Origin of the sequence: Brevundimonas sp. UBA7507, from assembly GCF_002478355.1 — a bacterium.
Taxonomy (GTDB): Bacteria; Pseudomonadota; Alphaproteobacteria; order Caulobacterales; family Caulobacteraceae; genus Brevundimonas; species Brevundimonas diminuta_D.
In genome coordinates this window covers 208,506-234,134 of record NZ_DLNP01000017.1, presented here as the reverse complement: position 1 = coordinate 234,134, position 25,629 = coordinate 208,506, and the positions used below count along the sequence as shown (strand labels likewise).

The 25,629-nt window shown below is 69.1% G+C and carries 25 protein-coding genes; 11 read left to right on the top strand and 14 right to left on the bottom strand.

Annotated features, from left to right (window positions below; translation table 11 throughout):
- Window positions 1-2: 2 nt before the first annotated feature.
- Genes B3D50_RS13310 through trpS form a run of 3 tightly spaced genes read right to left on the bottom strand, consistent with a single transcriptional unit; the run spans window position 3 to window position 2,268 of the window.
- Window positions 3-467 (bottom strand): OsmC family protein, encoded by a 465-nt coding sequence (locus tag B3D50_RS13310; RefSeq protein ID WP_286951885.1) that lies wholly within the window; start codon window positions 465-467, stop codon window positions 3-5.
- Window positions 468-499: 32 nt separating this feature from the next.
- Complete coding sequence (locus B3D50_RS13305) at window positions 500-1,225, bottom strand: GNAT family N-acetyltransferase (RefSeq protein ID WP_286951883.1); 726 nt, start codon at window positions 1,223-1,225, stop codon at window positions 500-502.
- A gap of 5 nt (window positions 1,226-1,230) precedes the next feature.
- The gene (trpS, locus tag B3D50_RS13300; RefSeq protein WP_286951881.1) at window positions 1,231-2,268 is read right to left on the bottom strand and encodes a tryptophan--tRNA ligase; all 1,038 of its coding nucleotides are present in this window, start codon (window positions 2,266-2,268) and stop codon (window positions 1,231-1,233) included.
- A gap of 250 nt (window positions 2,269-2,518) precedes the next feature.
- On the opposite strand from trpS, the gene B3D50_RS13295 reads away from it, so the two are divergent.
- Window positions 2,519-3,022 carry a hypothetical protein gene (locus B3D50_RS13295; RefSeq protein ID WP_286951879.1) on the top strand — a complete coding sequence of 168 codons (504 nt, stop codon included), beginning with the start codon at window positions 2,519-2,521 and terminating at the stop codon, window positions 3,020-3,022.
- Here the strand turns inward: B3D50_RS13295 and murJ are convergent.
- The 6 genes from murJ to B3D50_RS13265 form a co-directional block, all read right to left on the bottom strand.
- The gene (murJ, locus tag B3D50_RS13290) at window positions 3,017-4,714 is read right to left on the bottom strand and encodes a murein biosynthesis integral membrane protein MurJ (protein ID WP_286951877.1); all 1,698 of its coding nucleotides are present in this window, start codon (window positions 4,712-4,714) and stop codon (window positions 3,017-3,019) included. The two genes, B3D50_RS13295 and murJ, sit on opposite strands and share 6 nt — an antisense overlap.
- A gap of 30 nt (window positions 4,715-4,744) precedes the next feature.
- On the bottom strand, window positions 4,745-7,435 hold the full coding sequence (glnD, locus tag B3D50_RS13285) for a [protein-PII] uridylyltransferase (protein ID WP_286951875.1): 2,691 nt from the start codon (window positions 7,433-7,435) through the stop codon (window positions 4,745-4,747).
- Between the two features lie 64 nt (window positions 7,436-7,499).
- Window positions 7,500-10,193 (bottom strand): DNA mismatch repair protein MutS, encoded by a 2,694-nt coding sequence (gene mutS, locus B3D50_RS13280; RefSeq protein ID WP_286951874.1) that lies wholly within the window; start codon window positions 10,191-10,193, stop codon window positions 7,500-7,502.
- A gap of 95 nt (window positions 10,194-10,288) precedes the next feature.
- Window positions 10,289-11,188, bottom strand: a complete 900-nt coding sequence (locus B3D50_RS13275; protein WP_286951872.1) for an aldo/keto reductase — start codon at window positions 11,186-11,188, stop codon at window positions 10,289-10,291.
- A 69-nt stretch (window positions 11,189-11,257) separates the two neighbouring features.
- On the bottom strand, window positions 11,258-11,890 hold the full coding sequence (gene maiA / locus B3D50_RS13270; protein WP_286951869.1) for a maleylacetoacetate isomerase: 633 nt from the start codon (window positions 11,888-11,890) through the stop codon (window positions 11,258-11,260).
- The gene (locus B3D50_RS13265) at window positions 11,887-12,540 is read right to left on the bottom strand and encodes a fumarylacetoacetate hydrolase family protein (protein ID WP_286951866.1); all 654 of its coding nucleotides are present in this window, start codon (window positions 12,538-12,540) and stop codon (window positions 11,887-11,889) included. The genes maiA and B3D50_RS13265 overlap by 4 nt, the downstream gene beginning before the upstream one ends.
- A gap of 157 nt (window positions 12,541-12,697) precedes the next feature.
- On the opposite strand from B3D50_RS13265, the gene B3D50_RS13260 reads away from it, so the two are divergent.
- The 3 genes from B3D50_RS13260 to B3D50_RS13250 all read left to right on the top strand — a co-directional run bounded on the left by B3D50_RS13260 (window position 12,698) and on the right by B3D50_RS13250 (window position 13,721).
- Window positions 12,698-13,042: a glycine zipper domain-containing protein gene (locus tag B3D50_RS13260; RefSeq protein WP_003166480.1), complete on the top strand. Its 345-nt coding sequence runs from the start codon at window positions 12,698-12,700 to the stop codon at window positions 13,040-13,042.
- Window positions 13,042-13,440, top strand: a complete 399-nt coding sequence (locus B3D50_RS13255; protein ID WP_003166482.1) for a hypothetical protein — start codon at window positions 13,042-13,044, stop codon at window positions 13,438-13,440. The genes B3D50_RS13260 and B3D50_RS13255 overlap by 1 nt, the downstream gene beginning before the upstream one ends.
- A gap of 101 nt (window positions 13,441-13,541) precedes the next feature.
- Window positions 13,542-13,721: a DUF1328 domain-containing protein gene (locus B3D50_RS13250; RefSeq protein ID WP_003166483.1), complete on the top strand. Its 180-nt coding sequence runs from the start codon at window positions 13,542-13,544 to the stop codon at window positions 13,719-13,721.
- A gap of 77 nt (window positions 13,722-13,798) precedes the next feature.
- Here the strand turns inward: B3D50_RS13250 and B3D50_RS13245 are convergent, their stop codons facing one another.
- Both B3D50_RS13245 and B3D50_RS13240 read right to left on the bottom strand, forming a co-directional pair.
- Window positions 13,799-14,587: a metallophosphoesterase family protein gene (locus B3D50_RS13245; protein ID WP_040346390.1), complete on the bottom strand. Its 789-nt coding sequence runs from the start codon at window positions 14,585-14,587 to the stop codon at window positions 13,799-13,801.
- On the bottom strand, window positions 14,587-15,552 hold the full coding sequence (locus B3D50_RS13240) for a diacylglycerol/lipid kinase family protein (protein ID WP_286951855.1): 966 nt from the start codon (window positions 15,550-15,552) through the stop codon (window positions 14,587-14,589). The genes B3D50_RS13245 and B3D50_RS13240 overlap by 1 nt, the downstream gene beginning before the upstream one ends.
- A 155-nt stretch (window positions 15,553-15,707) precedes the next feature.
- Here B3D50_RS13240 and B3D50_RS13235 point away from each other — a divergent pair, with 155 nt between their 5' ends.
- From B3D50_RS13235 to B3D50_RS13225, 3 genes are all read left to right on the top strand, one after another.
- Complete coding sequence (locus B3D50_RS13235) at window positions 15,708-16,061, top strand: YMGG-like glycine zipper-containing protein (RefSeq protein ID WP_046652618.1); 354 nt, start codon at window positions 15,708-15,710, stop codon at window positions 16,059-16,061.
- Between the two features lie 127 nt (window positions 16,062-16,188).
- Window positions 16,189-16,644 carry an OmpA family protein gene (locus B3D50_RS13230; RefSeq protein WP_286951853.1) on the top strand — a complete coding sequence of 152 codons (456 nt, stop codon included), beginning with the start codon at window positions 16,189-16,191 and terminating at the stop codon, window positions 16,642-16,644.
- A 103-nt stretch (window positions 16,645-16,747) separates the two neighbouring features.
- Window positions 16,748-18,967 (top strand): protein-disulfide reductase DsbD family protein, encoded by a 2,220-nt coding sequence (locus tag B3D50_RS13225; protein WP_286951851.1) that lies wholly within the window; start codon window positions 16,748-16,750, stop codon window positions 18,965-18,967.
- Window positions 18,968-18,978: 11 nt separating this feature from the next.
- On the opposite strand, the gene B3D50_RS13220 is transcribed toward B3D50_RS13225, so the two are convergent.
- Window positions 18,979-19,455: a hypothetical protein gene (locus tag B3D50_RS13220; RefSeq protein WP_286951836.1), complete on the bottom strand. Its 477-nt coding sequence runs from the start codon at window positions 19,453-19,455 to the stop codon at window positions 18,979-18,981.
- Window positions 19,456-19,604: 149 nt separating this feature from the next.
- Between B3D50_RS13220 and pgi the strand changes: the two genes are divergently transcribed.
- The gene (gene pgi, locus B3D50_RS13215; RefSeq protein ID WP_286951834.1) at window positions 19,605-21,209 is read left to right on the top strand and encodes a glucose-6-phosphate isomerase; all 1,605 of its coding nucleotides are present in this window, start codon (window positions 19,605-19,607) and stop codon (window positions 21,207-21,209) included.
- A 166-nt stretch (window positions 21,210-21,375) separates the two neighbouring features.
- Here pgi and B3D50_RS13210 read toward each other — a convergent pair whose 3' ends face one another.
- Window positions 21,376-22,122 carry a hypothetical protein gene (locus tag B3D50_RS13210; RefSeq protein ID WP_286951832.1) on the bottom strand — a complete coding sequence of 249 codons (747 nt, stop codon included), beginning with the start codon at window positions 22,120-22,122 and terminating at the stop codon, window positions 21,376-21,378.
- 189 nt (window positions 22,123-22,311) lie between these two features.
- Here B3D50_RS13210 and B3D50_RS13205 point away from each other — a divergent pair, with 189 nt between their 5' ends.
- Window positions 22,312-22,767 carry an ion channel gene (locus B3D50_RS13205; RefSeq protein ID WP_286951830.1) on the top strand — a complete coding sequence of 152 codons (456 nt, stop codon included), beginning with the start codon at window positions 22,312-22,314 and terminating at the stop codon, window positions 22,765-22,767.
- A 57-nt stretch (window positions 22,768-22,824) separates the two neighbouring features.
- Here B3D50_RS13205 and B3D50_RS13200 read toward each other — a convergent pair whose 3' ends face one another.
- Window positions 22,825-23,298, bottom strand: coding sequence for a hypothetical protein (locus tag B3D50_RS13200; protein WP_286951827.1), 474 nt, complete (start codon window positions 23,296-23,298; stop codon window positions 22,825-22,827).
- 238 nt (window positions 23,299-23,536) lie between these two features.
- On the opposite strand from B3D50_RS13200, the gene groES reads away from it, so the two are divergent.
- Both groES and groL read left to right on the top strand, forming a co-directional pair.
- Window positions 23,537-23,824: a co-chaperone GroES gene (gene groES, locus B3D50_RS13195; protein WP_003166488.1), complete on the top strand. Its 288-nt coding sequence runs from the start codon at window positions 23,537-23,539 to the stop codon at window positions 23,822-23,824.
- Window positions 23,825-23,880: 56 nt separating this feature from the next.
- A complete protein-coding gene (gene groL, locus B3D50_RS13190; RefSeq protein ID WP_269296605.1) occupies window positions 23,881-25,527 on the top strand; it encodes a chaperonin GroEL in 1,647 nt (548 codons plus the stop codon).
- Window positions 25,528-25,629 lie beyond the last annotated feature (102 nt).

The following is a 25,629-nucleotide window of genomic DNA, read 5'->3' as shown; positions in this document are numbered from 1 at the left end:
TTTCAGCGCGGCTCGATCTTCACCTGGGCGCGGACCGAGTTGGCGATGTAGCAGACGTCATGGGCGCGGTGATGCAGGTCGGCGACGGCCGACGCATCCGGCTGCTTGTCGCCTGACCAGGTCACGGCGGGACGCAGAACGACCTCGGTGATCGACATCTTGCCGCGCTCGTCCTTGCCCAGGGTTCCTTCCGCCTCGTCGCGATAGGAATCGACCACGAAGCCGTCCTTGCGGGCGTAGGCCAGGAAGAACAGCATGTGGCAGCTGGACAGTGCGGCGACCAAGGCCTCTTCAGGATCCACCGCCGCCTCTTCCGACAGGGGCGGCGGGATCATGGGCGAGGGCGCCGACGACCCGCGCACCACCGCGCCGCCGTCGAAGCGCCAGTCATGGCCGCGGCCGTACTTGTTGTCGCTGAAGGGCTGATCGCCCCGGTTCCATTCGACGACGGCGACGTGCTGGCTCATGACAGGCTCCGAAACAAAGGGTCGAAGCTAAGCTAGGCGCCCTCAGCGGGTTCCGCCAGATCGCCCTTGACCAGATCGCCTTGGGTCAGCATTCGCATCTGCATCTGCGCCCGGATGGTGAAGCCCAGCGAGTGATACAGGGCGATGGCCCCGGCGTTGTCCGCATAGGAATGCAGGAAGGCCGTCTCGCCGCGCGCCAGGATGCGCGCGATCACCGCCCGCATGAGCGCCCCGGCATAGCCCCGCCCGCGCGCGTCGGGATGGGCGCAGACGCCCGACACCTCGGTGAAGCCGTCCGGCTTCAGCCGTTCTCCCGCCATGGCCAGCAGCCGCCCGTCCTGCTTGACCCCGAAGAAGTCGCCCAGCCGGTGCGTCTTGTCGAAGAAGGGCCCCGGCTCGGTCAGCGTCGCCAGGGCCAGCATGGCGGGCGCGTCGGCCTCGGTCAGGGGCTCTATAGCGATGTTGCGCGCCTTGGCCGGAGCCAGATCGACCAGAACCATCTGCGTCAGCACCGCTTCCTTCAGTACCGTCAGGCCCGGCGGAACGGGGGTGCGCTCCGCCTCTACCGTGGCCAGCAGCCCTTCGGGCAGGTCCAGCGCCGCTATCGCCGCCAAACTATCCGGCGACTGATCGACGCTGGCGACGAAGACGCCGTAACCCGGCGCCAGCCGCAGCGCCCCGCCTGCGCCCACGGCCAGGGACGCCTGACGCGCGGACGTCAGGGCGTTCCAGACCGGACGGTCGAGCGGGTGCGCCATTCGGCTCAGCCTTGCCAGAAGCCGACGATCCTCTTCACCTCGGCGATGGTCGGCTCGGCGACTTCGCGCGCCTTTTCGGCGCCCGCCGCCAGGGCGCGGTCGATCTCGGCCGGATCGTTCATCAGGCGGCGCATCTCGGCGGTGACGTTGGCCATCGAGGACACGGCCAGTTCGGCCAGCTTGGGCTTGAAGGCGCCGAAGCCCTGGCCCGCGAACTCGGCCAGCACGGCCTCGCGCGTCGTTCCGGCGAGGGCGGCGTAGATGGCGACCAGGTTCTTGGCCTCGGCGCGGCCTTCCAGCCCCTCGACCGTCTCCGGCAGCGGCTCCATGTCGGTCTTGGCCTTGCGGATCTTGTTGGCGATGGCGTCGGCGTCGTCGGTCAGATTGATGCGCGACAGGTCCGAGGGGTCGGACTTGGACATCTTGGCCGCGCCGTCGCGCAGGGACATGACCCGCGTCGCCGGACCCTGGATCAGCGGCTCGGGCAGGGGGAAGTAGCCCGGCGCGCCGAAGTCGTTGTTGAACTTCTGGGCGATGTCGCGGGTCAGCTCCAGATGCTGCTTCTGGTCCTCGCCGACCGGCACCTCGGTCGCCTTGTAGAGCAGGATGTCCGCCGCCTGCAGCACCGGATAGGTGTAGAGGCCGACGCTGGAGCGTTCCTTGTGCTTGCCCGACTTCTCCTTGAACTGGGTCATCCGGTCCAGCCAGCCCAGGCGGCCGACGCAGTTGAAGATCCAGGCCAGCTCGGCGTGGGCGGGCACGGCCGACTGCGGGAAGATGACCGCCTTGGCCGGGTCGAGGCCCGAGGCCAGATAGGCCGCCGCGATCTCGCGCGTCTGGGCGGCCAGCTTCTCGGGCTCCTGCCAGACGGTGATGGCGTGCATGTCCGCGACGAAGACGAACAGGGGCGCGCCCGTCTCCTGCAGTTCGGTGAAGCGCTTCAGCGCGCCCAGGTAGTTGCCCAGGTGCAGGGCGCCGGAGGCCTGGATGCCGGACAGAATGCGGCGCGGACCGGTGTATTGAGCCGGAGTCTGGTCAGTCATGATGATGAATCTCGGAAGTCGAAAGGCGAATGTCGGCGCACGTTTTCGCGTGCGAAAGAGGGACGTGCGGAAGCACGGTGCGGCGGATCAGCCGCGCCATCGTCCATGAGCGAAAATTCGTCCCGAAAGCGCCATGCCCTCGCGCTTATCGGTTCGGGCCGCGAAGGGCAACACTCCTGCGGCGGTTCGCGCGTCGCCGCGATCACGGAACGATGTTAGCCTCCTCTTCCATCGGCATGGAGGGAAGGACATGGACGAGTTCGAAGTCGCCCCGCCCGAGAGTTTCGACTCTCGTCAGGCGCTGACGCGGATGCTGGCGCTGCTGCGCCACCTGATCGACATGATCGCCGAGTTCAGGGAGACGCTGATCCTGACCAGCGGCGGCGACCCCGCCGATCCGGTTCTGGACGACGCCTTCCTGGCCGCCCGCAGTTTGGCGCTGGAAGACGTCGACGCCCTGATCGCCTTGGTCGATGCGGCGGACTTCACCGCTCCGGCCATGGTCGAGCACCGCCTTCAAGGCGAGGCGCTGCGCTTCAAGATGCTGGCGATCCTGGCGGCCTATCGCCTGGTCGTCGCCGCCCAACCCAGCCGGAATCCGGGCATGAGCCGAGGCTGGTCCCTGTACCGCCGCGCCCTGCGCGGGACGCTGGCGGCCATCGACGGGCCGCTGGAATCCCTGACGGCGGCGCTCGGCGTCAAACAGGGTCTGGTGGAGTTCAAGAAGGCGCTGGAGGTTCTGCTGGACCTATGACCGGGCCGAGCGCCGGACCAGCCCCTTAACCTCGGCCGCCGTCACGGCGCGCGTCAGGAAGGCCAGGACGACATAGGCCAGGCCGCCCGCCGCCACGACCAGCAGCAGGGTGATCTCCTTGGCGCCGTGGGTCGAACCCGCCATCGCCAGCAGGTCCGCGACCGGCGCCTGCAGCATCGGCCGCGCCCAGGAAGCGGCGCCGACCACCGCCGCCAGACCCGCGCTGGCCAGGGCGATGCGTCCCAGACGCCAGACCGCGCGCGGACTGGGGCGGTAATGACCGCGCCGCCACAGGGTCGCCGCCAGCAGGATGACGTTGGTCCAGGCCGAGGCGCTGACCGCCGCGGCGATCCCCGACACCCCCATGCCCAGATAGAACAGCCCGATCGCCAGCGCCGCGTTCACCGCCACTGACACCAGGGCGAACACCATGGGCCTGCGCGTATCGCCGCGGGCGAAGAAGGCGGGCGCCAGGATGCGGATCAGGACGAAGGCGGGCACGCCCCAGCCGAAATGCAGCAGGGCGTGAGCCGTGTTGACCGCGTCGATCTGAAGGAAGGCGCCGCGCGTGAACAGGGCGTCGATCAGGAAATAGGGCATGGCCATCAGGGCCGCCGCCGCCGGCAGGGTCAGGGCCATGGACAGGATCAGCGCCTCGTCCATCGAGGCCTGCTGCTGGCCGTGATCCTGCGACGCCACCGCCGCCGAAAGCTTGGGCAGCAGGGCGATGCCGATGGCCACTCCGACCAGCCCCAACGGCAGCTGATACAGCCGGTCCGCCGTCGCCAGCCAGGTGCGGCCGCCGTCGACGAAACTGGACAGGTTGCCGGAGATGAAGACGTTGATCTGGGTCGCGCTGTTGCCGATGGCGGCGGGAACGGCGGTGATGATGATGGCCTTCACCGCCGGGGTCATCCTCGGCAGGCTGAGGCGGATGTTCGCCCCTGCTCTGCGCGCCGCCCACCAGCACAGGCCCGCCTGCGCCACGCCCGCGACCAGCACGGCCCAGGAGGCGGCGTAGGCGGCCTCGATCTGGTCGCCCTTCACCGGGATGACGGCGCCCAGCATGATCAGGTTCAGCAGGATCGGATAGGCGCCGGAGACAATGAAGCGCCCCCTCGCGTTCAAGACGCCGCTGAGCAGGGAGGCGATCGCCATGCAGGGGAGGTAGGGCATGGTGATCTGGGTCAGGATCACCGCCAGCTTGAACCGCGCCGGATCGTCCAGAAAGCCGATGTTGATGACGGTCATCAGCCACGGCATGGCCAGCTGGGCGACGAGGGTCAGGGCCACGGTGACGGCGGCCACGGCGGCCAGGGCGTCGGTCGCCACCTTGTCGGCAGCCGCCTCGCCTTCGCTCTTCAGCGTCTTGGCGTAGGCGGGCACGAAGGCGGCGGCGAAGGCGCCCTCGGCGAAGATGCGTCGGAACAGATTGGGGAAGTTCAGCGCGGTGTAATAGGCGTCGGCCGCCGGGCCCGCTGAGGCCCCCAGCGCCGCCGTGATGACCAGATCGCGCGCGAACCCGGCCAGCCGGCTGAGCAGGGTCATGGCGCTGAAGACGGCCGAGGACCGCGCCACCCCGCCCGTCTTGGCTGTTGCAGCAGACGCAGGCGGTTGGACGACGGGTTCGACCGTGGCGTTGGCGGCGGAAATCGGCGCGGCCGGTTCGATGGGATCGGTCTTGTCGTTCACGGCTGTTCCTGCGCTCGGTCCCGAAACGCCTTAGCGCGCCTGCGGGCCGCTGGATACGGGCGAACGGCCCAGCGCGCCTTCCAGATCGGAGACGTCGCGCACGCTGGCGCGCACGGGGACGATGCGCCGTCCCGCCGGGCCTTGCGGCGCGCGGTCCAGCACCTCCAGAAGGTCGGCCTTCAAGGCCTCAAGCCTCGACTTGTTCTTGGGCTTCCGGCCGTCGGCGTCGGTGATGTAGAAACCGTCCACCGCCCGCTCGCCGAAGCTGGCGACGTGGGCCGATCGGGTCGAATAGCCATGCGCGGAAATGGTCCGCGCCAGGTCGGCCAGCAGGCCCGGACGGTCGGCGCCCGAGACCTCGATCACCACGGCGCTGGTGCCAGTATCGGCGTCGATCCGCACCACTGGGCGCACCTCGAACACGGCGCGGCGGGCGCTGACGCGCGGCGCTTCCAGGGTCGAGGTCCGCGCGCCCTTCAGCACGGCCCGCTCCATCGCCTTGACCAGAATGGCCAGACGTCGCGGCGCGCGCCCGCCATAGGGTTCGCCCGCCCCGTCCTGAATCTCGAACACGTCCAGCGCCATGCCGTCGTCGGCGGTGGCCAGCCGCGCGCCCACCACGTCTGCGCCCGCCATCGACAGCGTCGCCGCCAGATCGGCGAACAGGCCAGGCCGATCGCGCGCCGCCACAGCCACGCGGGCCGTCGACTCCAGCGGCCCCTCGGCAGGCAGGGCCTCGACCGCCGCCCCCTCGCGCCGCGCCCGTTCGACCAGCGCCGGGTGGTCGGTCAGAGGGTCTTCGCGCGTCACGGCGTCGCCCCGGAACAGGGCCTCGGTCGCCTCGAACAGGGCGCGCATCAACTGCCCCTTCCAGCCGTTCCACACGCCCGGCCCCACGGCGCGAATGTCGGCCACAGTCAGCACCATCAGCATCCGCAGACGCTCGGGGTCGCCGACCGCCTCGGCGAAGGCGCGCACGGTCGAGGGGTCGGACACGTCGCGCTTCTGGGCATAGTCGCTCATCAGCAGATGCTGACGCACCAGCCAGACGACCAGTTCGATCCGCCGCGGATCGACGCCCAGCCGCTCGCAGGCCCGGCGCGCAGCGATGGCGCCGTCCTCCAGCTGGCCCCGGTCGCCCCCCTTGCCCACGTCATGCAGCAGCATGGCCAGCATCAGCGCCTCGATATCGGCGATGCGCGGGATAATGGCGGTCGAGGCCGGGTGGTCTCCCTCCAGCTTGCCGCGCGCGATGTCGTTGATGATCCCGACCGCCTGCAGGGTGTGCTCGTCCACCGTATAGGCGTGGTACATGTTGAACTGGGTCTGGCCGACGATCCGCCCCCACTCGGGCAGGAAGCGCCCCAGGAAACCCGTCTCATTCATGATCGATAGGACGCGATAGGGCCGCTGGCCATGCGCCAGCACCGTCAGGAACGCCTCGGCCGCGCGCGGATCGCGGCGCAGGGCGGGCGTCACCAGCGTCAGCGAACGGATCACGGCGGCGAAGGCGTCGGGGTGCAGGTCCAGGTCCAGCCGATCCGCCTCGACGAACAGCAGCAGAAGACGCACCGGATCGCGGGCGAACACGTTCGCACCCGTCACAGTCAGACGCCCCTCCTCCACCGCCAGACCATCGAAAGCCAGCTTGATCCGCCGGCGCCGGATCAGCCGCGACAGGCCGCGCGCCAGCCCTTCCGCCTTCTTTTGCTGACGCGCCTCCAACTGGGCCGAGACGGCGCGGGTTAGGGCGCCGACCTCGCGCGCGACCTGGAAATAGCGGCGCATGAAGCGCTCGACCGCCAGTTCGTCGCCGCGCCCCCGCCAGCCCATACGCCGGGCGATCTCGGGCTGGAAATCGAAGGTCAGCTTCTCCTCGGCCCGTCCGGCGACCAGATGCAGCAGGATGCGCACGCGCCACAGGAAGCCGATCGCCTCGCGGAAGCTGCGCAGCTCGCGCGCGGTCAGCAGGCCTTCCAGCGCCGCCTGTCCCCGCTCGCTGTTTGGGGCCAGCGAACGGGCGATCCAGAACAGGGTGTTCAGGTCGCGAAGCCCGCCCTTGCCGTCCTTGACGTTCGGCTCGACGCGATAGCGGACGGCGCCGGTCTTCTGCAGCCGCACGTCGCGCTCGGCCATCTTGGCGGCGATGAAGGGGCGCGGATCGGCGCGGGCCACGGCGGTGCGGAACCGCTTCAGCAGGCTTTCGCCCAGGGCCGCATCCCCGGCCAGCACCCGCGCTTCCAGAAGCGTCGTTCGCACCGTCATGTCGTCGCGCGCCAGCGTCAGCGTTTCGCCGATGGAGCGGAAGGCCGAACCGACCTTCAGCCCCAGATCCCACAGGACGTAGTGGACGAACTCGACCACCGCCTGGGCGCGCGGGCTGATCGCCTGCCCCGGCCGCAGGAACAGCAGGTCGAGGTCCGAAAACGGCGCCAGCACCCCGCGCCCGTAGCCGCCGACCGCCAGCAGGGTCAGCCGCTCGTCCGGAGCCGGATGGACCTGTTCTGTCGTGAAGCGCCACAGGGTGGTCATCAGGGCGTCGGCGGCCTCGGCGTAGAGGCGGGCGGCTTCGGCGCCGTCGGTCGAGTTCTCTGCCCGGCGGGCGGCGCGGGCGCGGTCAGCGTCGAAGCTTTCACGCAGGAGCGCAGTGACGGCGGCGCGGGGGTCCAGCGCCGAGGCGGCGTCTAGAACGGCGGACGGGAGCGGGGGCGGTGCGGTCACGGAAGGAGCATAGCACGCTCCCTCACTCCCGCTCATCCCGGTGTCCGCCGGGATGAGCGGGGGCTTAGGTCTTCGCCAAGCCCTTCAACCGATAAAGCGCCTCCAGCGCCTCGCGCGGGGTCAGTTCGTCGGGGTCGATAGCGGCGACGGCTTCATCCAGCATGGACTTCACCGGCGGCGGAGGCGGCTCGGCGGCGGCGAACAGCGGCAGGTCGTCCAGGCGGGCGGTCGCCGCCTTCTCATTTTCCAGCCGCTCCAGCACCTCGCGGGCGCGGCCGACCACCGCGGTCGGCACCCCGGCCAGACGCGCCACCTGCACGCCGTAGGAGCGGTCCGCCGCGCCGGGCGCCGCCTCATGCAGGAAGACCAGTTCGCCGTTCCACTCCCTTGCCTTCATCGACAGGTTGCAGACGTGGTCCAGCCGTTCCTCCAGCTGGGCCAGCTCATGATAGTGGGTAGCGAACAGGGTGCGGGCGCGGTTGGTCTCGTGCAGGGCCTCGGCCGTGGCCCAGGCGATGGCCAGGCCGTCATAGGTGGCGGTGCCGCGCCCGATCTCGTCCAGCACGACGAAGCTGCGCCCCGTCGCCTGGGTCAGGATGGCGGCCGTCTCGACCATCTCCATCATGAAGGTGGAGCGGCCGCGCGCCAGATCGTCGCCCGCGCCGACACGGCTGAACAGACGATCAACCACGCCCAGCTTCATCGACCGCGCCGGGACGAAGGCCCCGGCCTGCGCCAGCACCACCAGAAGCGCGTTCTGGCGCAGGAAGGTCGACTTACCGGCCATGTTCGGGCCGGTGACGATGGACAGGCGCGAGGCCCCTGCGCCGTCGCCCGCCAGCTGGCAGTTGTTGGGCGTATAGGGCAACCCTTGCGCCTTCACCGCCGCCTCGACCACCGGATGGCGGCCCGCCTCGACGGCGAAACAGAGGCTGTCGTCCACGCTGGGGCGCACGGCTCCGACCTCTTCGGCCCATTCGGCCAGGGCGGCGTGGGCGTCCAGTTCCGCCAGGGCCTCGGCCACGCCCTGAAGCGGCCCGGCCAGACCCGCTGCCTCGCGGCGCCAGCCCTCGAAGGTCTCGGCCTCGATGGCCAAGGCGCGGTGCCCGGCCTGGCTGATCTTGGCGTCCAGCTCCGACAGCTCGACCGTGGTGAAGCGCACCTGATTGGCCAGGGTCTGGCGGTGGATGAAGGGGCTGTCGGGTCCGGCGCGCAGCAGGGGTTCGGCGGCCTTGGCGCTGGTCTCGAGGAAGTAGCCGAGGACGGCGTTGTGGCGCACCTTGAAGGCGACGCCCGAGTCGGCGACCGCGCGGGCCTCCAGTTCAGCGATGACCTTGCGGCTGTCGTCGCGCAGGGTGCGGGCGGCGTCCAGTTCGGGCCGGTGGCCGGGGTTCACATAGCCGCCGTCGCGCACCAGATGCGGCGGCTCGTCCATCAGGCCGTCGGTCAGTTCGGCCAGCAGGTGCGACAGGTCGCCCTCAAGCGCCAGACGGTCGAGGCAGGCCGTCACCCGCGCAGGCGGCCCGGTCAGCGGGTCGTTGGCCGAGGCGGCGAACAGGGCGCTGAGGCCCTGGGCCGTCTTCAAACCCGAACGGATGGCCGCCAGGTCGCGCGGCCCGCCGCGTCCCAGCGCCAGACGCGAGGTCGCCCGCGCCACATCGGCCGAGGCGCGCAAGGATTCGCGCAAGTTCCGGCGCAGATCCCGCCGCTCCAGCAGCCATTCGACGGCGTCCAGCCCGGCGTTGATCGCCGCCGGATCGCGTAAGGGTCGCGAGATGCGCTCGGCCAGGGCCCGCGCCCCGCCCGAGGTCACGGTGCGGTCGATGGCGTGCAGCAGGCTGCCGTCGCGCTCGCCTCTCTGGGTGCGGTCGATCTCGAGGCTCAGTCGCGTCGCCGGGTCGATGGCCAGAAAGCCGCTCTCGCCCGAACGGCGCGGCGGGGTCAGGGCGGGGATCTTGCCCGCCTGCGTTGTCTCCAGATAGGCGGCGATCAGGCCGAGCGCCGAAATCTCGGCCTCTTCAAAGGCGCCGAAGCCGTCCAGCGCCGAGACGCCGTAAAGCCGCTGCACCCGATCCTTGGCCCCGACCGGCTCGGCCAGGGCCTGAGGCATGGCCTGAACCACGCCGCCAGAACCGTCCAGCGCGCCCTTCATCGTCTCGTCCGAGAACAGGCGGTCGGGGACCAGCACCTCCGACGGGCGGAACGCCGCCAGCGCCGCGCCCAGATCGTTGAGGTCGCAGGCGACCGAATCCACCACGCCCGCCGACAGTTCGACCACCGCCACGGCGGCCCTTCCTTTACGGATCGCCACGGCCGCCAGACGGTTGGCCCCGCGCGCGTCCAGCAGCGTGTCCTCGGTCAGGGTGCCGGGCGTCACCACCCGCACGATGTCGCGGTGGACCACGGCCTTGGAGCCGCGCTTCTTGGCCTCGGCCGGGTCTTCCAGCTGTTCGCAGACGGCGACCTTGAAGCCCTGACGGATCAGCCGCGCCAGATAGCCGTCCATGGCGTGGACCGGCACCCCGGCCATGGGGATGTCCTCGCCCTGATGCTTGCCGCGTTTGGTCAGGGCGATGCCCAGTGCGGCGGCCGCCTTCTGCGCGTCCTCGAAGAACAGCTCGTAGAAGTCGCCCATGCGGAAGAACAGCATGGCGTCGGGCTGACCGGCCTTGACCGACAGATACTGGGCCATGACCGGCGTGGTTCCGGCGTCCGGCTTGAGGTCGGTTTTGGGCGGGTGAGAAAGGGGCGCGTTCATTCTGGCCGCAGGGTGGCGGATCGGGGCGGCGGCCTCAAGCGCGGGCGGCGCCTCTCATGCACAGGCGAAAGGCGACCTGTGGACAGCTCTGTGGATCAGGCCGCGCTGACGAGGCGCAGACGCGGTCGCGAGGCCAGGGCGGCGGGCGTCTCGTCCAGCGCCAGGGCGTCCCAGTCGATGTCGGGGCGCGGGGCGTGGGAGGCGGCGATGATGGCGCGCAGCTCGGCCGAGGAGGCCACGCTGGCGATGACCGAGGCCACCCCCGGCAGGGTCAGGGCGTAGGCCAGGGCCGCCTGCATCGGATCGACCCGCGCCTCGGCCAGACGGCGGCGCGTGCGCGACAGAGCCATGCCGTGGGCGGCCAGTTCGGGCGGCAAGCTGTCGCGGTTGGCGAACAGCAGGCCTTGGGCGAAGACCGAGGCCAGATGCACCTCGATCCCCTGGCTCGCCATGTCGGCGATGACTCCGGTGCGCGCCGCGCGCTGGTCCAGGATGTTGCAGGTCAGTTGCACCACGTCCGGCTGGAAGCGGCGGGCCAGCAGGCCGGGACCGTCCTCGACCGTGGCGATGAAGCCGACCTTGCGGAAGACGCCGCGCGCCTTCAGCGCCTGCAGCCGGTCCCACAGGGCGCGCCCCTCGGCGCCTGCCAGATCGGCGGCGTTCTGCACCAGGACGGCGTCGCCGCGCGGCAGGCCCATGCGCTCCAGCGAGCGGCGGGCGCGGGCCTCGACCCGGTCCAGGCCGTCGGCCAGCGGCACGGTGCGCACGGTGACGCGGAAAGGCGAAGGGAAGGGCCAGGCTTGGCCCAGCATCCGTTCGACGTCGCCTTCGGGCCGGGTAGCGACCAGGCCGAGTCCGGCGTCGCCCGCAGTCTGAAGCAGGTGGCGCGTCGCCTCCTCCCGCTGGCCGGGCGGCAGCGGGCGGGACCGATCAGGCTCGACCACCAGGGCGATGGCGAGTTTGTCGGCCGGAGAGGGCGGAACGGCGAATCTCACACCGCCACTTTCGCCGCCAAAGCTTAAGGGAGATTGACCGAAATCAAGGTCGTTGGTGAATGAAGACGCTTAATCCGCGTCCGGCTGGTTTTCCGGCAGGGCGGCGATGAAGGCGGGATGGACTTCAGCCCGCGCCTCGATCTCCAGCAGGCGGGGGAAGGCCGCCAGGTCGACGTTGAACCGCCGCGCCGAATAGAGCTGCGGCATCAGGTAGCAGTCGGCCAGCGTCGGCGTCCCGCCGAAACACCAACCCTCGCCATAGCGAACGACCAAGGCCTCCAGCGCGGTGAAGCCGTCGATGATCCATTGACCGGCCCAGGCGTCGACCCCGGCCTGATCGGCGCCCAGACCACGCACCGCCTTCAGCACCCGCAGATTGTTGAGCGGGTGAATGTCGCAGCCGATCACCGCCGCCATGGCCCGCACCTGGGCGCGGCCCACCGCGTCGCGCGGCAGCAGGGGCGGCTCGGGACGGGTCTCCTCCAGCCATTCCAGAATGGCTGGGCTCTGAGTCAGCACCAGGCCGTCGTCGGTCTCCAACGCCGGGACCAGCCCCTGCGGATTGAGCCTGAGATAGGCTTCGGACTTCTGCGTGCCCGTGCGCAGGTCCAGCGCCGCCTGCCGATACTCGACCCCTTTGAGATTGAGGGCGATGCGGGTGCGATAGCTGGTGCCCGAGCGCCAGTAGCCGTGCAGGATCATGATCGCACCGTGAAGTTGAGCGGGGGCAGGCCCGCGATGACGGCCTCGACCCGATCGCCGGGGCTCAGGGGACCGACGCCTTCAGGCGTGCCGGTGAAGATCAGGTCGCCGGGTTGCAGAGCCCACAGCTCGGCCGCCTTGAACAGGACGCCGTCCACGTCCCAGATCATATCGGACAGGCGGCTGGACTGACGGACGGCGCCGTTGACCCTCAGCTCAATGAGCGCGTCGGGCGCGGGCGGCGTCCGGCTGAGCGCGCCGCAGGGGGCCGACTGGTCGAAGGCCTTGCCCGCCTCCCACGGCCGCCCCTTTGCCTTGGCCTCAGCCTGAAGATCGCGTCGCGTCAGATCGACGCCGACGGCCCAGCCGACCGGCCGGGCGTCTTCGCCCAGGGCCACGACCAGCTCGACCTCATAATGCAGATTCTGCGTCGCCGCCGGATAGGCCGGATCGGCCCCGTCCACGACCAAGGCGTCGCCCGGCTTGGCGAAGAAGAAGGGCGCAGGCTTGGCCGGGTCGGCCCCCATTTCGCGAGCGTGGGCGGCGTAGTTCTGGCCCACGCACAGGATGCGCCGCACGGGCAGGTGGCGCGCGTCGCCTTCGATCGGGAGGGACGGCGTCGGGGCGGGCGGGAACAGCCATTGGGTCATGACGCCTGTTCTAGAAGCGCCGCGCGCGTCGCGCCAGATGGGCGTCCTGCGACCTTCGCCCATGCTGCATTGCAGGAACCTTGATCGTCGGTGTGGCGTTCCGGGCAGGGCTTCTCTATTTAATCGTCAAGCTTACACAAGGAGCGGAGCGCGCATCATGGCCACGTCCAAGGCTCGTGAAGACATCAAGAACGACCTCAAGACCCTGAAGGAGGACCTCAAGGCCGGCGCCCGCGAGGAAACCCAGCGTCTGAAGGAAAAGGCCTCCGAGGCCGAGGCGCGCCTGCGCGAGCAGGGCGAGGAGCTGCGCGAGAAGGCGCGCGGCTACTACGACGACGCCAAGGTGCGCGGCCGCGAATATTACGACGAGGCCGCCGAGAAGTTCGACGAGGCCCAGCGCTACGTCGTCGAACGCGTGCAGGAGCGTCCGATCCAGTCGACCGCCATCGCGCTCGGCGTCGGCGTCGTCCTGGGTCTGCTGCTGGCCGGGCGTCGGCGCTGATGATCGGGCGGGGGCTCATCAACCGCGCGGTGGCGACCTTCGTCGCCGCCGGCGCGGCCTTCGTGGCCATGGTCGCCCTGGGGGCCACGGTCTATTACCTGCTGCTGCTGGTCGTGCCGCCGCTCATCGGCGCCGCCCTGACCGCCCTGCTGTTCGCCCTGATCGCAGCCGTCGTCGCCCTGGTGTTCGTGCGGCGGGCGCATGGTGATGACGAGGACGAGGAATACGACGAGCCTGAGGGCCTGGGCATGCGGGCCCTGCGGCTGTTCCAGCAGCGCCCGATCCTGGGCGCCGCGGCGGCTCTGGCCGGCGGCTTCATCTTTCTGCGCAACCCCGCGTTGGCCACCATGGTGGCGGCCGCCTTTACCGAGAAAAGCAGAGTCCGAAACCGACGCTAAAGGAACGGCCAAGTCTCCGAGGCGTTGTTTCCAGCAAGCGACGCTATCGACGGGAGAGGTCGAAAGCCCGCTCCCGTCAACATCTTTCGGAGGGTTCGCCTATGCTTCGTTGGGCTATTATTTTCTTCATCATCGCCTTGGTCGCAGCTGTGCTCGGCTTCGGCGGCATCTCGGGCATGTCGTTCGAGATCGCCAAATTCATCGCCATCATCGCCGTCATCTTGTTCGTCGTCTCCCTGCTGGTGGGCGGCCTGAGGGGACGCGGCGGGCCGCGCATCTAGCCGAACGGCCAGACATTGAAATCAGGGCCGCGACCATGCCGTCGCGGCCCTTTTTTCATGGTTGAAATCCAAAGCCGTCAGGCGCGGCGGCGCGGCAGACGCCAGGTCTGGTGATCGGCGAAGCGACGCCCGTCCCAGGCCACGGCCGAGACCGTCACCGTCTCGGCGTCCCATTCGATCCGGTTGAAGCTGGGCGGCGCCCCCCGCTCGCGATGCGACAGCGTCCCGCATCCGACCGCATAGGAGCATTGATCCCCCACTCCGATCGGCAGGGCGAAGGGCACATGGACATGGCCGGTGACGATCAGATCGACGCCCGCCTCGGCGAAAATGCGGGCCGCCCGCTCCCCGCGCTTGACCTCGCCGGTCATCGGCGCGCCGATCATCTCGACCAGAGGATGGTGACAGGCCAGAACACGCAAGGCCCCGACCGGCGCCTGACGCAGGGCCTCGGCCGCCCGACGCGTCTGGTCCAGATCGATGACCCCCTTGGACCAGTTGGGCCGGGCCTGCCAGCCGCGCGCCGTCGTCACGCCGCGCACCATCAACCGATCCGAGCGGAACTCATGGTCATGCGCCGGATGGCCGGTCGCGCGCTCGAACGCACGCCACGGCCAGAACAGCCGCGCCATCACGTCCCAATAGGGCACGTCGTGATTGCCCACGGTGACGAAGACCGGCTCGGGCAGGGCGCGGATCCATTCGCCCGCCGCCGCGAACTCGCGCGGATAGCCTCTCTGGGTGATGTCGCCGGTGATCAGGATCAGATCGGCGCCGGCCGCGCGGGCGTAGTCGGACGCCGCCGCCACCGCGTGTTCGTGCTCGCACCCGAAATGAACGTCTGAAAACTGGAGGACCAGACCCACTAGACGCTGTCCCCGCCCGTCGGAGGCTTGGGCGCCAGAGCCGTAAAGGCGCGGGGGACGAATTTCACCGCCGTCGCGCGGCCCAGTAACATGGGTTCGCCGTCGATCACCGCCGGAATGCGGGAGCGGGCCTCCACTTCGATCTTGCGCGCGCCGCGGGTCGTGACGGTCGGATCCTGGCGCCAGTCGTCGAACAAGGCGTGGGCGGCCAGACGGAAGGCCTGGGCCGCGTCGGCGGTGTTCATGGCCGCCGCCTCCAGCCCGTCGCACTTGTCCATCGCCTTGGAGATCAACGGGCTGATCAGCACCAGGGCCTCGGCCTTCTCGCGCACGCCGCCGTCCAGCGCATAGCGCACCCGGCCCGAGAAGGCCTTCTTCAGCGCCCGGCGGCCATAGGTCCAAGCCATCTTCAGCTTGCCCTCGCGGATGGCTTCGCGCGCCGGGGCCCATAACGCGGGCGAGCCCAGGATGGCGGCGCAGTAGAAGGCCTCGCCCTCGACCTCCCCGCCGGAGACGTACTGCGGCGCGCCCTCTTCCAGCGCCAGCCGGAGGGCCGCCTTCCAGTCGCCCGTGCCGTACAGGGCCTTGGGCAGCATATTCATGGTGCCGCCGGGCAAGGGAGCGATCAGAGGGCCGTCCGGCCCGGCGCGGGCGGCCACCGAACGCGCCGTTCCGTCGCCCGCCAGGATGAACAGGGCGTCCGGCCGCGCCGCCAGCGCCTCGCCGATCTGGTCTGGGATGCGCGCGCCTTCCAGCACCACCACCTCAGCCTGCAGGGGATAGACCGCCAACAGGGCGGCGGCCTCATCGGCCGCTTGCGGTCCGACGCCGCCCGATAGGGGATTGACCAGGATGATGATCCGCTCCAGCCGGACCTCGCCTGTCAGGGGACGCGGCTCTTCGACCGCGTCGTGCCCCGAAGGGGCGGCGGCCAGGGCGCTCAGAAAATTCGGGGCGTCGATCATGGGCGGCCAACGCCTGCGCGCGCGGCCAGTTCCGCACCTGCGACAGCGGGTGGGAAATTAAAGTGAAGCTTGTATCGTTTTGCCTCGGAACCGCCGTCTTCGGACTGCGTTATCGAAGCTTCAGGGGTGCCCCCTAAGGGATGAAGGACAGAACCATGAACAAGGCGATTCTCGCCATCGCCGGCGCCGGTCTCCTGGTGACCGCCTGCGCCAGCGACCCGTACTACGGCGGCGGCTACGGCTCGAATGAAACCGTCCGTCAAGGCGCTGTCGGCGCTGGTCTGGGCGCCGTGGCCGGCGCCATCATCGGCAACAATGTCGGCGGCGGCAACGCAGCCACGGGCGCGGCCATCGGCGCGCTGGCCGGCGGCGCGGCCGGAGCCATCCGCGGCTCGAACCAGGACCGCAACAACCAGCAGCGTTACCGCGACAATCAGGGCCGCTACTACTACTGCTACGACAACCGCCAGACCGAGTGCTACTGGGAGAATGGCCAACGCCGTTATTGATCCAGGCTTCCTAGCCTCTGGCGCCAGAAGCGTTTTCGGGACAATCTGAAAGGGCGATCCGCATGGCGCGGGTCGCCCTTTTTGCTGGAGGGCGCGCACGCCGCACGGCGCGCGCGAGGGGCCTGACATGAAGCTTGTTTCCGCAGTCGTTCTGCTGACCGCCGGCCTGTCCGCGGCCGGGTGCGCCGCCACCAGCGGATATAAGGAGCGCAGCGATCTGGTCAGCGACCCGTCCGCCTGCGCCGACAAGCGGTTCGAGGTCTATTTCGTCCCCGACCGCGCCACCCTGACCGACGCCGCCCGCCAGGCCATCGGCATGACCGCGACCCAGCTTCAGGGCTGCCGGATCAAGCACGTCAAGGTGATAGGCTTGGCCGACGCCCGCAGCGGCACGGCCGCCGCCAATCAGTCCATTTCCGAACAGCGCGCCCGCGCCGTGGCCGAGGCCCTGGCCGGCGCCGGCCTGCCCGCCCCGGCCTTCGACATCGAGGCTTCCGGCGCCCAGGGCGCCGTGGTCGGCGGCGTCAACGATCCCCTGCGGCGCCGCACCGAGGTGCTGATCGAGGTCGTCGCCCCGCGCTGACGCCCCAGACGGCCGACTGCGGCCCGCCGTCGCGGGCCGTGGATAGGCGAGGCTTGAGGGTCTAAGGTCGCGCCTTTCCCTGGTCCTGTTCCCGGCGTCGTCCTTGCGCATCCTGTTTCTTCTGCTGACCTGGTTCGCCTTCGCCCTTTCGGCGGCGGCGTCCCCATCCGCGCCCGCGTCCGAGGCGGCCCTGCGCGACGCCCTGGCCGCCGGGGCCGCCCCCGCCCCCAAGGCCGCCGTCGCGCCCGGCTCCCAACGCACCGACCGCATCGAGGCCGAACTGGTCGCCATGGGCGCCTGGGCCACGCCCGGCTCGACCGCCGTCGTCGCCGTCCGCCAGAAGATCAAGCCCGGCTGGCACACCTATTGGCGCAACCAGGGCGACTCCGGCGGCCCGACGACCCTGACCTGGGCCTTGCCGAGCGGCCTGACGCCCGGCGACATCCTGTGGCCCCTGCCCGAGCGCCAGCGCCTGCAGAGCCTGATGAACTACGGCTATTCGGACACGGTCTTCCTGCCCGTGCCGATCGAGATTCCGGCCGACACGCCGCCGGGGCGCAGCTTACCGCTGCGCGTCACCGCCCATTTCTACGTCTGCAGCGACGAGATGTGCGTGCCCGAAGACCTCGACCTCGCGCTGGATCTGCCGGTGCGCGAGGGCGCAGCGCCGCTGGACGCCCGCTTCGGCCAGGCGGTTCAGGACGTGGTCGCCGGCGCCCCCCGTCCCGCCGGCATCGACGCCCGCGCCGCCCTGGTCGACGGAAAGCTGACCCTGACGGCTGGCGGCGGCCCGCTGGCGGGCGCGGCGCCGAAGTGGGCCTATTTCTATCCGTTCGAGGGCGGGGTGATCGACCACGCCGCCGCCCAGTCGGGCGAACGCGGACCGCAGGGGCTGACCCTGACCGTCGCCGCCGGGCGCGGCCTGGCGGCCAACGGCGTGAAGGGACCGATCGGCGGCGTCCTGTCCACCGATCTGGGCGCCTGGGAGATCACGGCCGAACCGGGCGCGGCCCTGACAGGCGTCGCAGGCGAGGGCGCTATCGGCGACGGCGACGGCGAGGGCGCGCAGGCGGGCGCCTCGGCCATCGACCTGTCCGACTTCGCCAAGGCGGCGCTGTTCGCTCTGCTGGGCGGCCTGATCCTGAATCTGATGCCCTGCGTCTTCCCAATCCTGGCGATGAAGGCGGCCTCGCTCAGCCGCGCCGCCCATGAGCCGGCCGAAGCGCGCCGCGACGGCCTGGCTTTCCTGGCCGGGGTGCTGGCGACCTTCCTGCTGCTGGCGGGCGCGCTTCTGGCCCTGCGCGCAGGCGGTCAGGTTCTAGGCTGGGGCTTCCAGCTGCAGTCGCCGGGCGTGGTCGCCGCCCTGGCCCTGCTGATGCTGGCGGTGGCGCTGAACCTGTCGGGCGTCTTCCATGTCGGCGCAGGCCTGCAAGGCGCCGGACACGGTCCGCTGTCGCGCCTGCCCGGCGCGGCGGGCGCCTTCTTCACCGGGGTGCTGGCGGTGATCGTCGCCGCGCCCTGCACCGCCCCCTTCATGGCCTTTGCGCTCGGCGCGGCCCTGTTCATGCCCTGGCCGATGGCCCTGGCGGTCTTCCTGATGCTGGGGCTGGGCCTGGCCCTACCCTATGTGCTGATCAGCCTCAATCCGCGCCTGCTGGCCCGTCTGCCCAAGCCCGGCCCGTGGATGGAGAGCTTACGCAATCTGCTGGCCTTCCCCATGTACGGCGCCGCCCTTTGGCTGGCCTGGGTTTATGGCCGCCAGACCTCTGACGCCCTGGCCTTGTTGTTCGGGGCCGGTCTGATGTTGGCTTTGGCGCTGTGGCTCTACGGCCGGTCTCAGGCCGCCGCGCCCAGAAAGGGCCGGGTCGCGGGCGCCGCCGCCCTGCTGGCCCTGATCGCGGCCCTGGGCTTCGGCGTCCTGGCGGGGCGCGCCGCACCCTCCGCCTCGGACGGCGCGAGCGCCTCGACGCATCTGCCGTCCCAGCCCTGGTCCGAACAGGCGGTGAAGGCCGCTCTGGCCGAAGGGCGCCCGGTCCTGGTCAACTTCACCGCGGACTGGTGCGTGACCTGCAAGGTCAATGAGAGCACGGCCCTATCCTCCGCCCGCACGGCGCAGGCGTTGGAACAGGCGAACGCCGTCTATCTGGTCGGCGACTGGACGCGGCGCGACGACGCCATCACCGCCGAACTGCAGCGCCACGGCCGCTCGGGCGTGCCCCTGTATCTGGTCTATGCGCCGGACGGCTCAGAACCGCGCGTCCTGCCCCAGCTTCTGACCGAGGGGCTGGTGATCGACGCCGTTCAGAACGCCGCCGCCCGCTGACGACCTGAACGTCAGGCCTCGGGCTGAGGCGGCGAGGTGATGACCTCGACGTTGTCGTTCAGAAGATAGGACAGCTCGTCGAGGGCCAGCTTGCGCGCGGCGGCGTCGGAGGCGCTTTCCAGCGCCGCGACCTTGACCGGAATGTCTTCCGAGATGCCGCGCAGGATACACTTCAGATCATTGTCCGTGCCGCGCTCCTTGAGGATCAGATGACCCTGCATGTCGCGCTGGGCCAGATCCGTCGCCTGCCCTTTGAACGTCGCATAGGCCGCGCCGGTGAAGAAGCCGGCCCTGTCCGCCTCGCCCGAAGCCATCCAGCCGTCGACGATCGTCTTCAGGGCGCCCGAGCGGGCCGCCAGATCGGCGAACAGGGGCTCCTGGGCCACAGAGACCGGAGCGGCGGGCGCGACCGGCGGCAGCGAGGCGGCTTCGGCGACGGCGGGATCGGCCAGCATCAAGGCGACGGCGAGAGCTATTCCGCAGGACATGGCGTGCCTTTCACGAGAGACCGGAACGACGGATATCCGCCAGGAAATCCTTGTTGAACCCGTCTTGGATTGAACTCTTCACGGCCTGAGCCGTAAACCAGTGCTTGCAAGCGCCGGGCCAAAGGCCGGACCGCCATGGGGAGACGACGATGCCGCACGCCGCCTGGGCCGAACTCGAGGCCGCCGCCCGAAGGGATGCGGCCGCCCGAATTCAGGATCAGTTCGCCGCCGATCCCGACCGGCTGGCGCGAATGACCGTCGATGCGGCCGGCCTGCACATCGATCTGTCTAAACAGAGCTGGACCCATGCGGGCCTGAAAGCCGCGCTGGACCTGGCCCGCGCCTGCGACGTCGAAGGCCGCCGCGCCGCCCTGTTCAACGGCGAGGCGGTCAATCTGACCGAAGGCCGCGCCGTGTTGCACCCGGCCCTGCGCGCGCCGGACGGCGCCGACTTCCGCGCCCTGGGCGAGCCGGTCTCGGCCGAGGTCGAGGCCGTGCGCGCCGAAATGAAGGCCTACGCCGAAGCGTTGCGGTCCGGGAATGAAACAGGCGCGAGCGGGCGTCCCTTCAAGACGGTGCTCCATATCGGCATCGGCGGTTCCGATCTGGGACCGCGCCTAATCTGGGACGCCCTGCGGCCGCTCGATCCGGCCATCGACCTGCGCTTCGTCGCCAACATCGACCCGCGCGACATGGCCGAGGCCCTGATCGGGCTGGATCCTGAAACCACCCTGGTGATCGTCGTCTCCAAGAGCTTCACCACTCAGGAAACCCTGCTGAACGCCCAGGCCGCCAAGGCCTGGCTGGCGGCCGCCCTGCCGGCCGAGGGGATGGCGAAACACTTTATCGGCGTCACCGCCGCGCCGGACAAGGCGGCGGCGTTCGGCTGCGGCCGCACCTTTGCGTTCCGGGACTGGGTCGGCGGGCGCTATTCCCTGTGGTCGGCGGTAAGCCTGTCCTGCGTCATCGGCCTGGGCTGGGACGCGTTCCACGGCTTCCTCGACGGCGCCGCCGCCCTGGACCGCCACTTCCTCGAGGCCCCGCTGGAGAGGAATGCGCCGGTGCTTTTGGCTCTGGCCGAGATCTACAACGTCAACGGCTTGCATCGCCCGGCGCGCACCATCTCCCCCTACGCCCACGCCCTGCGCCGCCTGCCCGCTTTCCTGCAGCAACTCGAGATGGAATCGAACGGCAAGCAGGTGCGCCGCGACGGCGCGCCGGTCGGCCGCCAAACCTGCCCCGTCATCTTCGGCGAGCCGGGGGCCAACGCTCAGCACGCCTTCTTCCAGCAATTGCATCAAGGGCCGCAGGTCGTTCCGGTCGACTTCATCATCGTGGCCCGCACCTGCGAGGAGACGCCCTCGACCGATCTATGGGCCAACGCTCTGGCTCAGGCCCAGGCCCTGATGCAGGGCAAGACCGAAGCCCAGGCCCGCGCCGAACTGATCGCTTCCGGCGCATCCGAGGACGAAGCCGACCGCTTGGCGCCGCACAAGACCTTTCCCGGCAATCGACCGTCGACCGCCATTTTGATGGAGCGGCTGACGCCCCAAAGCCTCGGCGCCCTGATCGCCCTCTATGAGCACAAGACCTTTGTCGAAGGCGTCCTGTGGGACATCAACAGCTTCGACCAATGGGGCGTGGAACTGGGCAAGGTTCTGGCCAAGGCCCTGCTGAAGGACGCCGCCACGGGAACCCCCTCGGCGGATCTCGACCCCTCCACGGCGGACCTGCTACGGCGGCTGACGGCGTGACCGTCGTCGCGTCCATCCGGCAGCGGCTGGCCTGATCTTGCCTGATCTGGCTGGCGCACATCGGGTTCGACCCCGCGCGCCGGGCCATGGGCTCAAGTCGCAGAACCTCTCCGACCCCGCCACCTGGGCCTCGTCGGAAGGACCGCTGCGCCCAGACGTTTGACGCTTAATAGGGATCGATGCTGCGGACCCGCCCCTCGCTGCTGACGGTGCAGACGGATCGATACGGCCCCGTGCCCATCACCATCTGCCATTCGTCGCCCATCTCGCGAACGCTGATCGGCGCGGAGCTTCCTCGAGGCTGGTTCTGAAAATCGTCCGCGCGCTCCGAACAGGCCTGCTGGGCCGCCCAAGGGGCACGACGCACATGGCGGCTGTTCGCGGCGCGTCGGTTGCTGCGCTCAGCTTCACCGGCCAGATAGCCGTCATGATAGGCTTGACTGTCGTTCCGGTCATAGGCGGCGCCGTAAAGCGCGTCCTGATAGCCGCGAGAATAGTCGCGGTCGTGTTGGGCGTCGCTGTCGCCGTGCCTGTTGTTGTGGTGAGCCAACGCCGCCGCCAGACCGATCACCGCCGCCCCTGCGATGACCGCCGCTGCAGCGTTGCCGCCACCGTCGCGCGAGCCGCCGCCATCGCACAGACTGGAGTCCATCCGGTCGATCGCCGCATAACGACCGTTCGTGGTGGTGATCTGCACGCATTCGCCGCCGCGCCGCCAATAGCTCCACTTGGAGCCCGAGCCTTCCTGCGTGCGGACGAATTGATAGCCTCTGCCTTCAATCGCGCCCTCTGCAGAGCCGGCGCGCGCGCCTACCAGGTCGCGCAAATCGGGCGGCGTCTGCGCCCAAGCGGGAAAGGAGGCGGCCGACAGGGCGGCGGCGGCGAACACGGCGACGGGCGTTTGGGATTTCATGAGGGTTCTCTGCTGATCGAGACGAAAAAAGCGAACCGACGCGAGCACAAACCGAATTCGTCCAGAAGCTGGACACAGACTTATCTTACCATGGCCGATCCACGTTCTCCAGAGCGACCCCGAAGTCGGTTGACGCCGACGGCTTCAACCGTCAGCATTTTTTCGTGAGCGCGGCCGGAGAACATGGACATGATCCCTGAACTGCTGGCGGGCACCGTCATGGTGTTGGCGACCGTCGGGCTGCACGCCGTAGGCCTGTTGACGCTCGGTTGGATTCTGGCTCTCGGCGACATCACGCGACCGGGCCGGGAAGTGCGCCTGAACCCTCTGTCGCCGTGCGGCGCCGCCTACACCGTCACCGTGGTGTTGGGACTGTTCGTTCTGCACGGGGTCGAGGTCTGGCTCTACGCCGCCCTTTTCTACCTGCTGGGCGCTGTGCCGGATCTGCGCGAAGCGGTCTATTTCTCATCGATCAGCTACAGCTCGATCGGCTACGGCGACACTTCCATCGACCCGGAGTGGAAGCTGCTGGGCGCGATCGAAGGCATCAACGGCGCCATTCTTCTGGGCTGGACGGTAGCCTTCTTCGTCACGGTCATGGGGCGGCTGCTGCCGTCCTCGGAACGGAACACAGGCTTCGAATAGAAGGCACGGAAAAAGGCCCGACCGAACGATCGGGCCTTTCTTCATTCCCCCGTTCGCCTACCAGCGGCGGTCGTAGCGATAGTCGCGGTCGCGGCGGTTCTGATGGCTACGCCATTCGCCGTGGTTCCGCCAGTAGCGGCCGTCGCGGTAGTAACGACCGTCTCGCGAGTAACGATCGCCATAACGGCTGTCGTAGCGGTTGTAATAGCCGTCGCGGCTGTTGATGCCGTGCTCGCGCTCCCAGTGGCCCTGGTTCCGATAGCAGCGGCCGCCGCGGTAATAGCCGCAGTCGTCGTTGTTCGAGGACGAGGCCGCGCCCAGGGCCGCACCCGCCAGAGCGCCGCCCGCGACATAGCGTCCGTCGCCTTGACCGATCAGGGCGCCGGCGACGCCGCCGACCACGGCGCCCAGGACGGCGTCACGGCCGGTGTTGTCGCGATCGCGGTCGCGATAGTGCTGGGCGGCGGCCGGAGTCGAGGCCAGCATCGTCAGGACGATAGCGCCGGCGCCGATCTTGGACAGGGTCTTCATGGCGGGCTCCTTTCGAAAGCCGGTTGGTCCGTTGTCCCCCTTCTAGCGGCGCCTGTCTGAACGACCCCGGCGGCGGTCGTTCATTTTCGCTTCATCGGGGCGCCGAATTTCGGCCTACGCGGCCCTTGACGCCCTCGCTTCCCCTGCCTAACTCCCCGGCGTTAGCACTCGGGGAGGGCGACTGCCAAAGTCGTGGGCTCCGAGGGCTGGAACCAACATCCTAACGGGAGTTACTCAGATGGCGTTTCGTCCGCTCGGCGACCGCGTGCTGGTCAAGCGCGTTGAAGAAGAATCCAAGACCAAGGGCGGGATCATCATCCCCGATACGGCCAAGGAAAAGCCCCAGGAAGGCGAAGTCGTCGCCGTGGGCCCCGGCGTCCGTGACGAAGACGGCAAGTTCGTCGCCCTGGAGCTGAAGGCCGGCGACCGCGTCCTGTTCGGCAAGTGGTCGGGCAGCGAAGTGAAGATCGACGGCGAAGACCTGATCATCATGAAGGAATCCGACGTCCTGGGCGTGCTGTCGTAAGACGCGTCCTGGTTTCCGGTTTCTCTCGTAAAAACATCTAGATAGGAGCAGCCCCCATGGCCGCTAAAATCGTAAAGTTCAACACCGACGCCCGCGACAAGATGCTGAAGGGCGTCAACGTCCTGGCTGACGCCGTCAAGGTGACGCTGGGTCCGAAGGGCCGCAACGTCGTGATCCAGAAGTCGTTCGGCGCCCCGCGCTCGACCAAGGACGGAGTCTCGGTCGCCAAAGAGATCGAGCTGGAAGACGCCTTCGAGAACATGGGCGCCCAGATGATCCGCGAAGTCGCCTCCAAGGCGAACGACAACGCGGGCGACGGCACCACCACCGCCACCGTCCTGGCTCAGGCCATCGTGCAAGAGGGCCTCAAGGCCGTCGCCGCCGGCATGAACCCGATGGACCTGAAGCGCGGCATCGACCAGGCCGTCGCCGTGGCCCTGGATGAGGTCAAGTCGATCTCCAAGCCCGTCGCCAACAACTCCGAAATCGCCCAGGTCGGCACCATCTCGGCCAACGGCGATGAAGAAATCGGCGCGCTGATCGCCCAGGCCATGGCCAAGGTCGGCAACGAAGGCGTCATCACGGTCGAAGAAGCCAAGACGGCCGAAACCACGGTCGACATCGTCGAAGGCATGCAGTTCGACCGCGGCTACCTGTCGCCCTACTTCATCACCAACCCGGACAAGATGGAGGTCGCCCTCGAAGAGCCCCTCATCCTGCTCCACGAGAAGAAGCTGACCTCGCTGCAGCCCATGCTGCCGGTGCTGGAAGCCGTGGTTCAGTCGGGCCGCCCCCTGCTGATCATCGCCGAGGACATCGAAGGCGAAGCCCTGGCCACCCTGGTGGTCAACAAGCTGCGCGGCGGCCTGCGCGTCGCCGCCGTCAAGGCTCCGGGCTTCGGCGACCGCCGTAAGGCCATGCTGGAAGACATCGCCATCCTGACGGGCGGCCAGGTCATCTCTGAAGACCTGGGCATCAAGCTGGAAACCGTCACCCTGGACATGCTGGGCAAGGCCAAGAAGGTCTCCATCACCAAGGACGACACCACCATCGTCGAAGGTTCGGGCGAGAAGGACGGCATCGAGGCTCGCGTCGGCCAGATCAAGCGTCAGATCGAGGACACCACCTCGGACTACGACCGTGAGAAGCTGCAAGAGCGTCTGGCCAAGCTGGCCGGCGGCGTCGCCGTCCTGCGCGTCGGCGGCTCGACCGAAGTCGAAGTGAAGGAAAAGAAGGACCGCGTCGACGACGCCCTGAACGCAACCCGCGCCGCTGCCGATGAAGGCATCGTCCCGGGCGGCGGCGTGGCCCTGCTGCAAGCCTCCAAGAAGCTGATCGATCTGAAGGGCGTCAACGCCGATCAGAACGCCGGCATCAACATCGTGCGTCGCGCCCTGCAGGCTCCGATCCGTCAGATCTCGGAAAACTCGGGCGTCGAAGGTTCGATCGTGGTCGGCAAGGTCATGGACTCGACCGACGCTTCGTTCGGCTTCAACGCCCAGACCGAAGAGTACGGCGACCTCGTCCAGATGGGCGTGATCGACCCGGCCAAGGTCGTCCGTTCGGCTCTGAAGTCGGCCGCCTCGGTCGCTGGCATCATGATCACCACGGAAGCCGCCATCGCTGACGCGCCGAAGAAGGCCTCGGCTGGCGGCGCCCCCGACATGGGCGGCATGGGCGGTATGGGCGGCATGGACTTCTAAGGAAGTCCGGCTTCTCAAAGCTCAAACGACGGAAGGGCGGGATCGAAAGATCCCGCCCTTTTCTTTCCCTTCTCCCCTTGAGGCGGAAGGATCGCTCCGGCG

Bases quoted from the DNA above. Each gene is read 5' to 3' on its own strand.
- B3D50_RS13220 (WP_286951836.1), bottom strand. From the start codon at position 19,455: ATGTCCTGCGGAATAGCTCTCGCCGTCGCCTTGATGCTGGCCGATCCC.
- B3D50_RS13295 (WP_286951879.1), top strand. From the start codon at position 2,519: ATGGACGAGTTCGAAGTCGCCCCGCCCGAGAGTTTCGACTCTCGTCAG.
- groL (WP_269296605.1), top strand. From the start codon at position 23,881: ATGGCCGCTAAAATCGTAAAGTTCAACACCGACGCCCGCGACAAGATG.
- pgi (WP_286951834.1), top strand. From the start codon at position 19,605: ATGCCGCACGCCGCCTGGGCCGAACTCGAGGCCGCCGCCCGAAGGGAT.
- groES (WP_003166488.1), top strand. From the start codon at position 23,537: ATGGCGTTTCGTCCGCTCGGCGACCGCGTGCTGGTCAAGCGCGTTGAA.
- B3D50_RS13310 (WP_286951885.1), bottom strand. From the start codon at position 467: ATGAGCCAGCACGTCGCCGTCGTCGAATGGAACCGGGGCGATCAGCCC.
- B3D50_RS13255 (WP_003166482.1), top strand. From the start codon at position 13,042: ATGATCGGGCGGGGGCTCATCAACCGCGCGGTGGCGACCTTCGTCGCC.
- B3D50_RS13305 (WP_286951883.1), bottom strand. From the start codon at position 1,225: ATGGCGCACCCGCTCGACCGTCCGGTCTGGAACGCCCTGACGTCCGCG.
- B3D50_RS13235 (WP_046652618.1), top strand. From the start codon at position 15,708: ATGAACAAGGCGATTCTCGCCATCGCCGGCGCCGGTCTCCTGGTGACC.
- B3D50_RS13265 (WP_286951866.1), bottom strand. From the start codon at position 12,540: ATGACCCAATGGCTGTTCCCGCCCGCCCCGACGCCGTCCCTCCCGATC.
- B3D50_RS13205 (WP_286951830.1), top strand. From the start codon at position 22,312: ATGATCCCTGAACTGCTGGCGGGCACCGTCATGGTGTTGGCGACCGTC.
- maiA (WP_286951869.1), bottom strand. From the start codon at position 11,890: ATGATCCTGCACGGCTACTGGCGCTCGGGCACCAGCTATCGCACCCGC.
- B3D50_RS13260 (WP_003166480.1), top strand. From the start codon at position 12,698: ATGGCCACGTCCAAGGCTCGTGAAGACATCAAGAACGACCTCAAGACC.
- B3D50_RS13240 (WP_286951855.1), bottom strand. From the start codon at position 15,552: ATGATCGACGCCCCGAATTTTCTGAGCGCCCTGGCCGCCGCCCCTTCG.
- mutS (WP_286951874.1), bottom strand. From the start codon at position 10,193: ATGAACGCGCCCCTTTCTCACCCGCCCAAAACCGACCTCAAGCCGGAC.
- B3D50_RS13230 (WP_286951853.1), top strand. From the start codon at position 16,189: ATGAAGCTTGTTTCCGCAGTCGTTCTGCTGACCGCCGGCCTGTCCGCG.
- trpS (WP_286951881.1), bottom strand. From the start codon at position 2,268: ATGACTGACCAGACTCCGGCTCAATACACCGGTCCGCGCCGCATTCTG.
- B3D50_RS13200 (WP_286951827.1), bottom strand. From the start codon at position 23,298: ATGAAGACCCTGTCCAAGATCGGCGCCGGCGCTATCGTCCTGACGATG.
- B3D50_RS13250 (WP_003166483.1), top strand. From the start codon at position 13,542: ATGCTTCGTTGGGCTATTATTTTCTTCATCATCGCCTTGGTCGCAGCT.
- B3D50_RS13210 (WP_286951832.1), bottom strand. From the start codon at position 22,122: ATGAAATCCCAAACGCCCGTCGCCGTGTTCGCCGCCGCCGCCCTGTCG.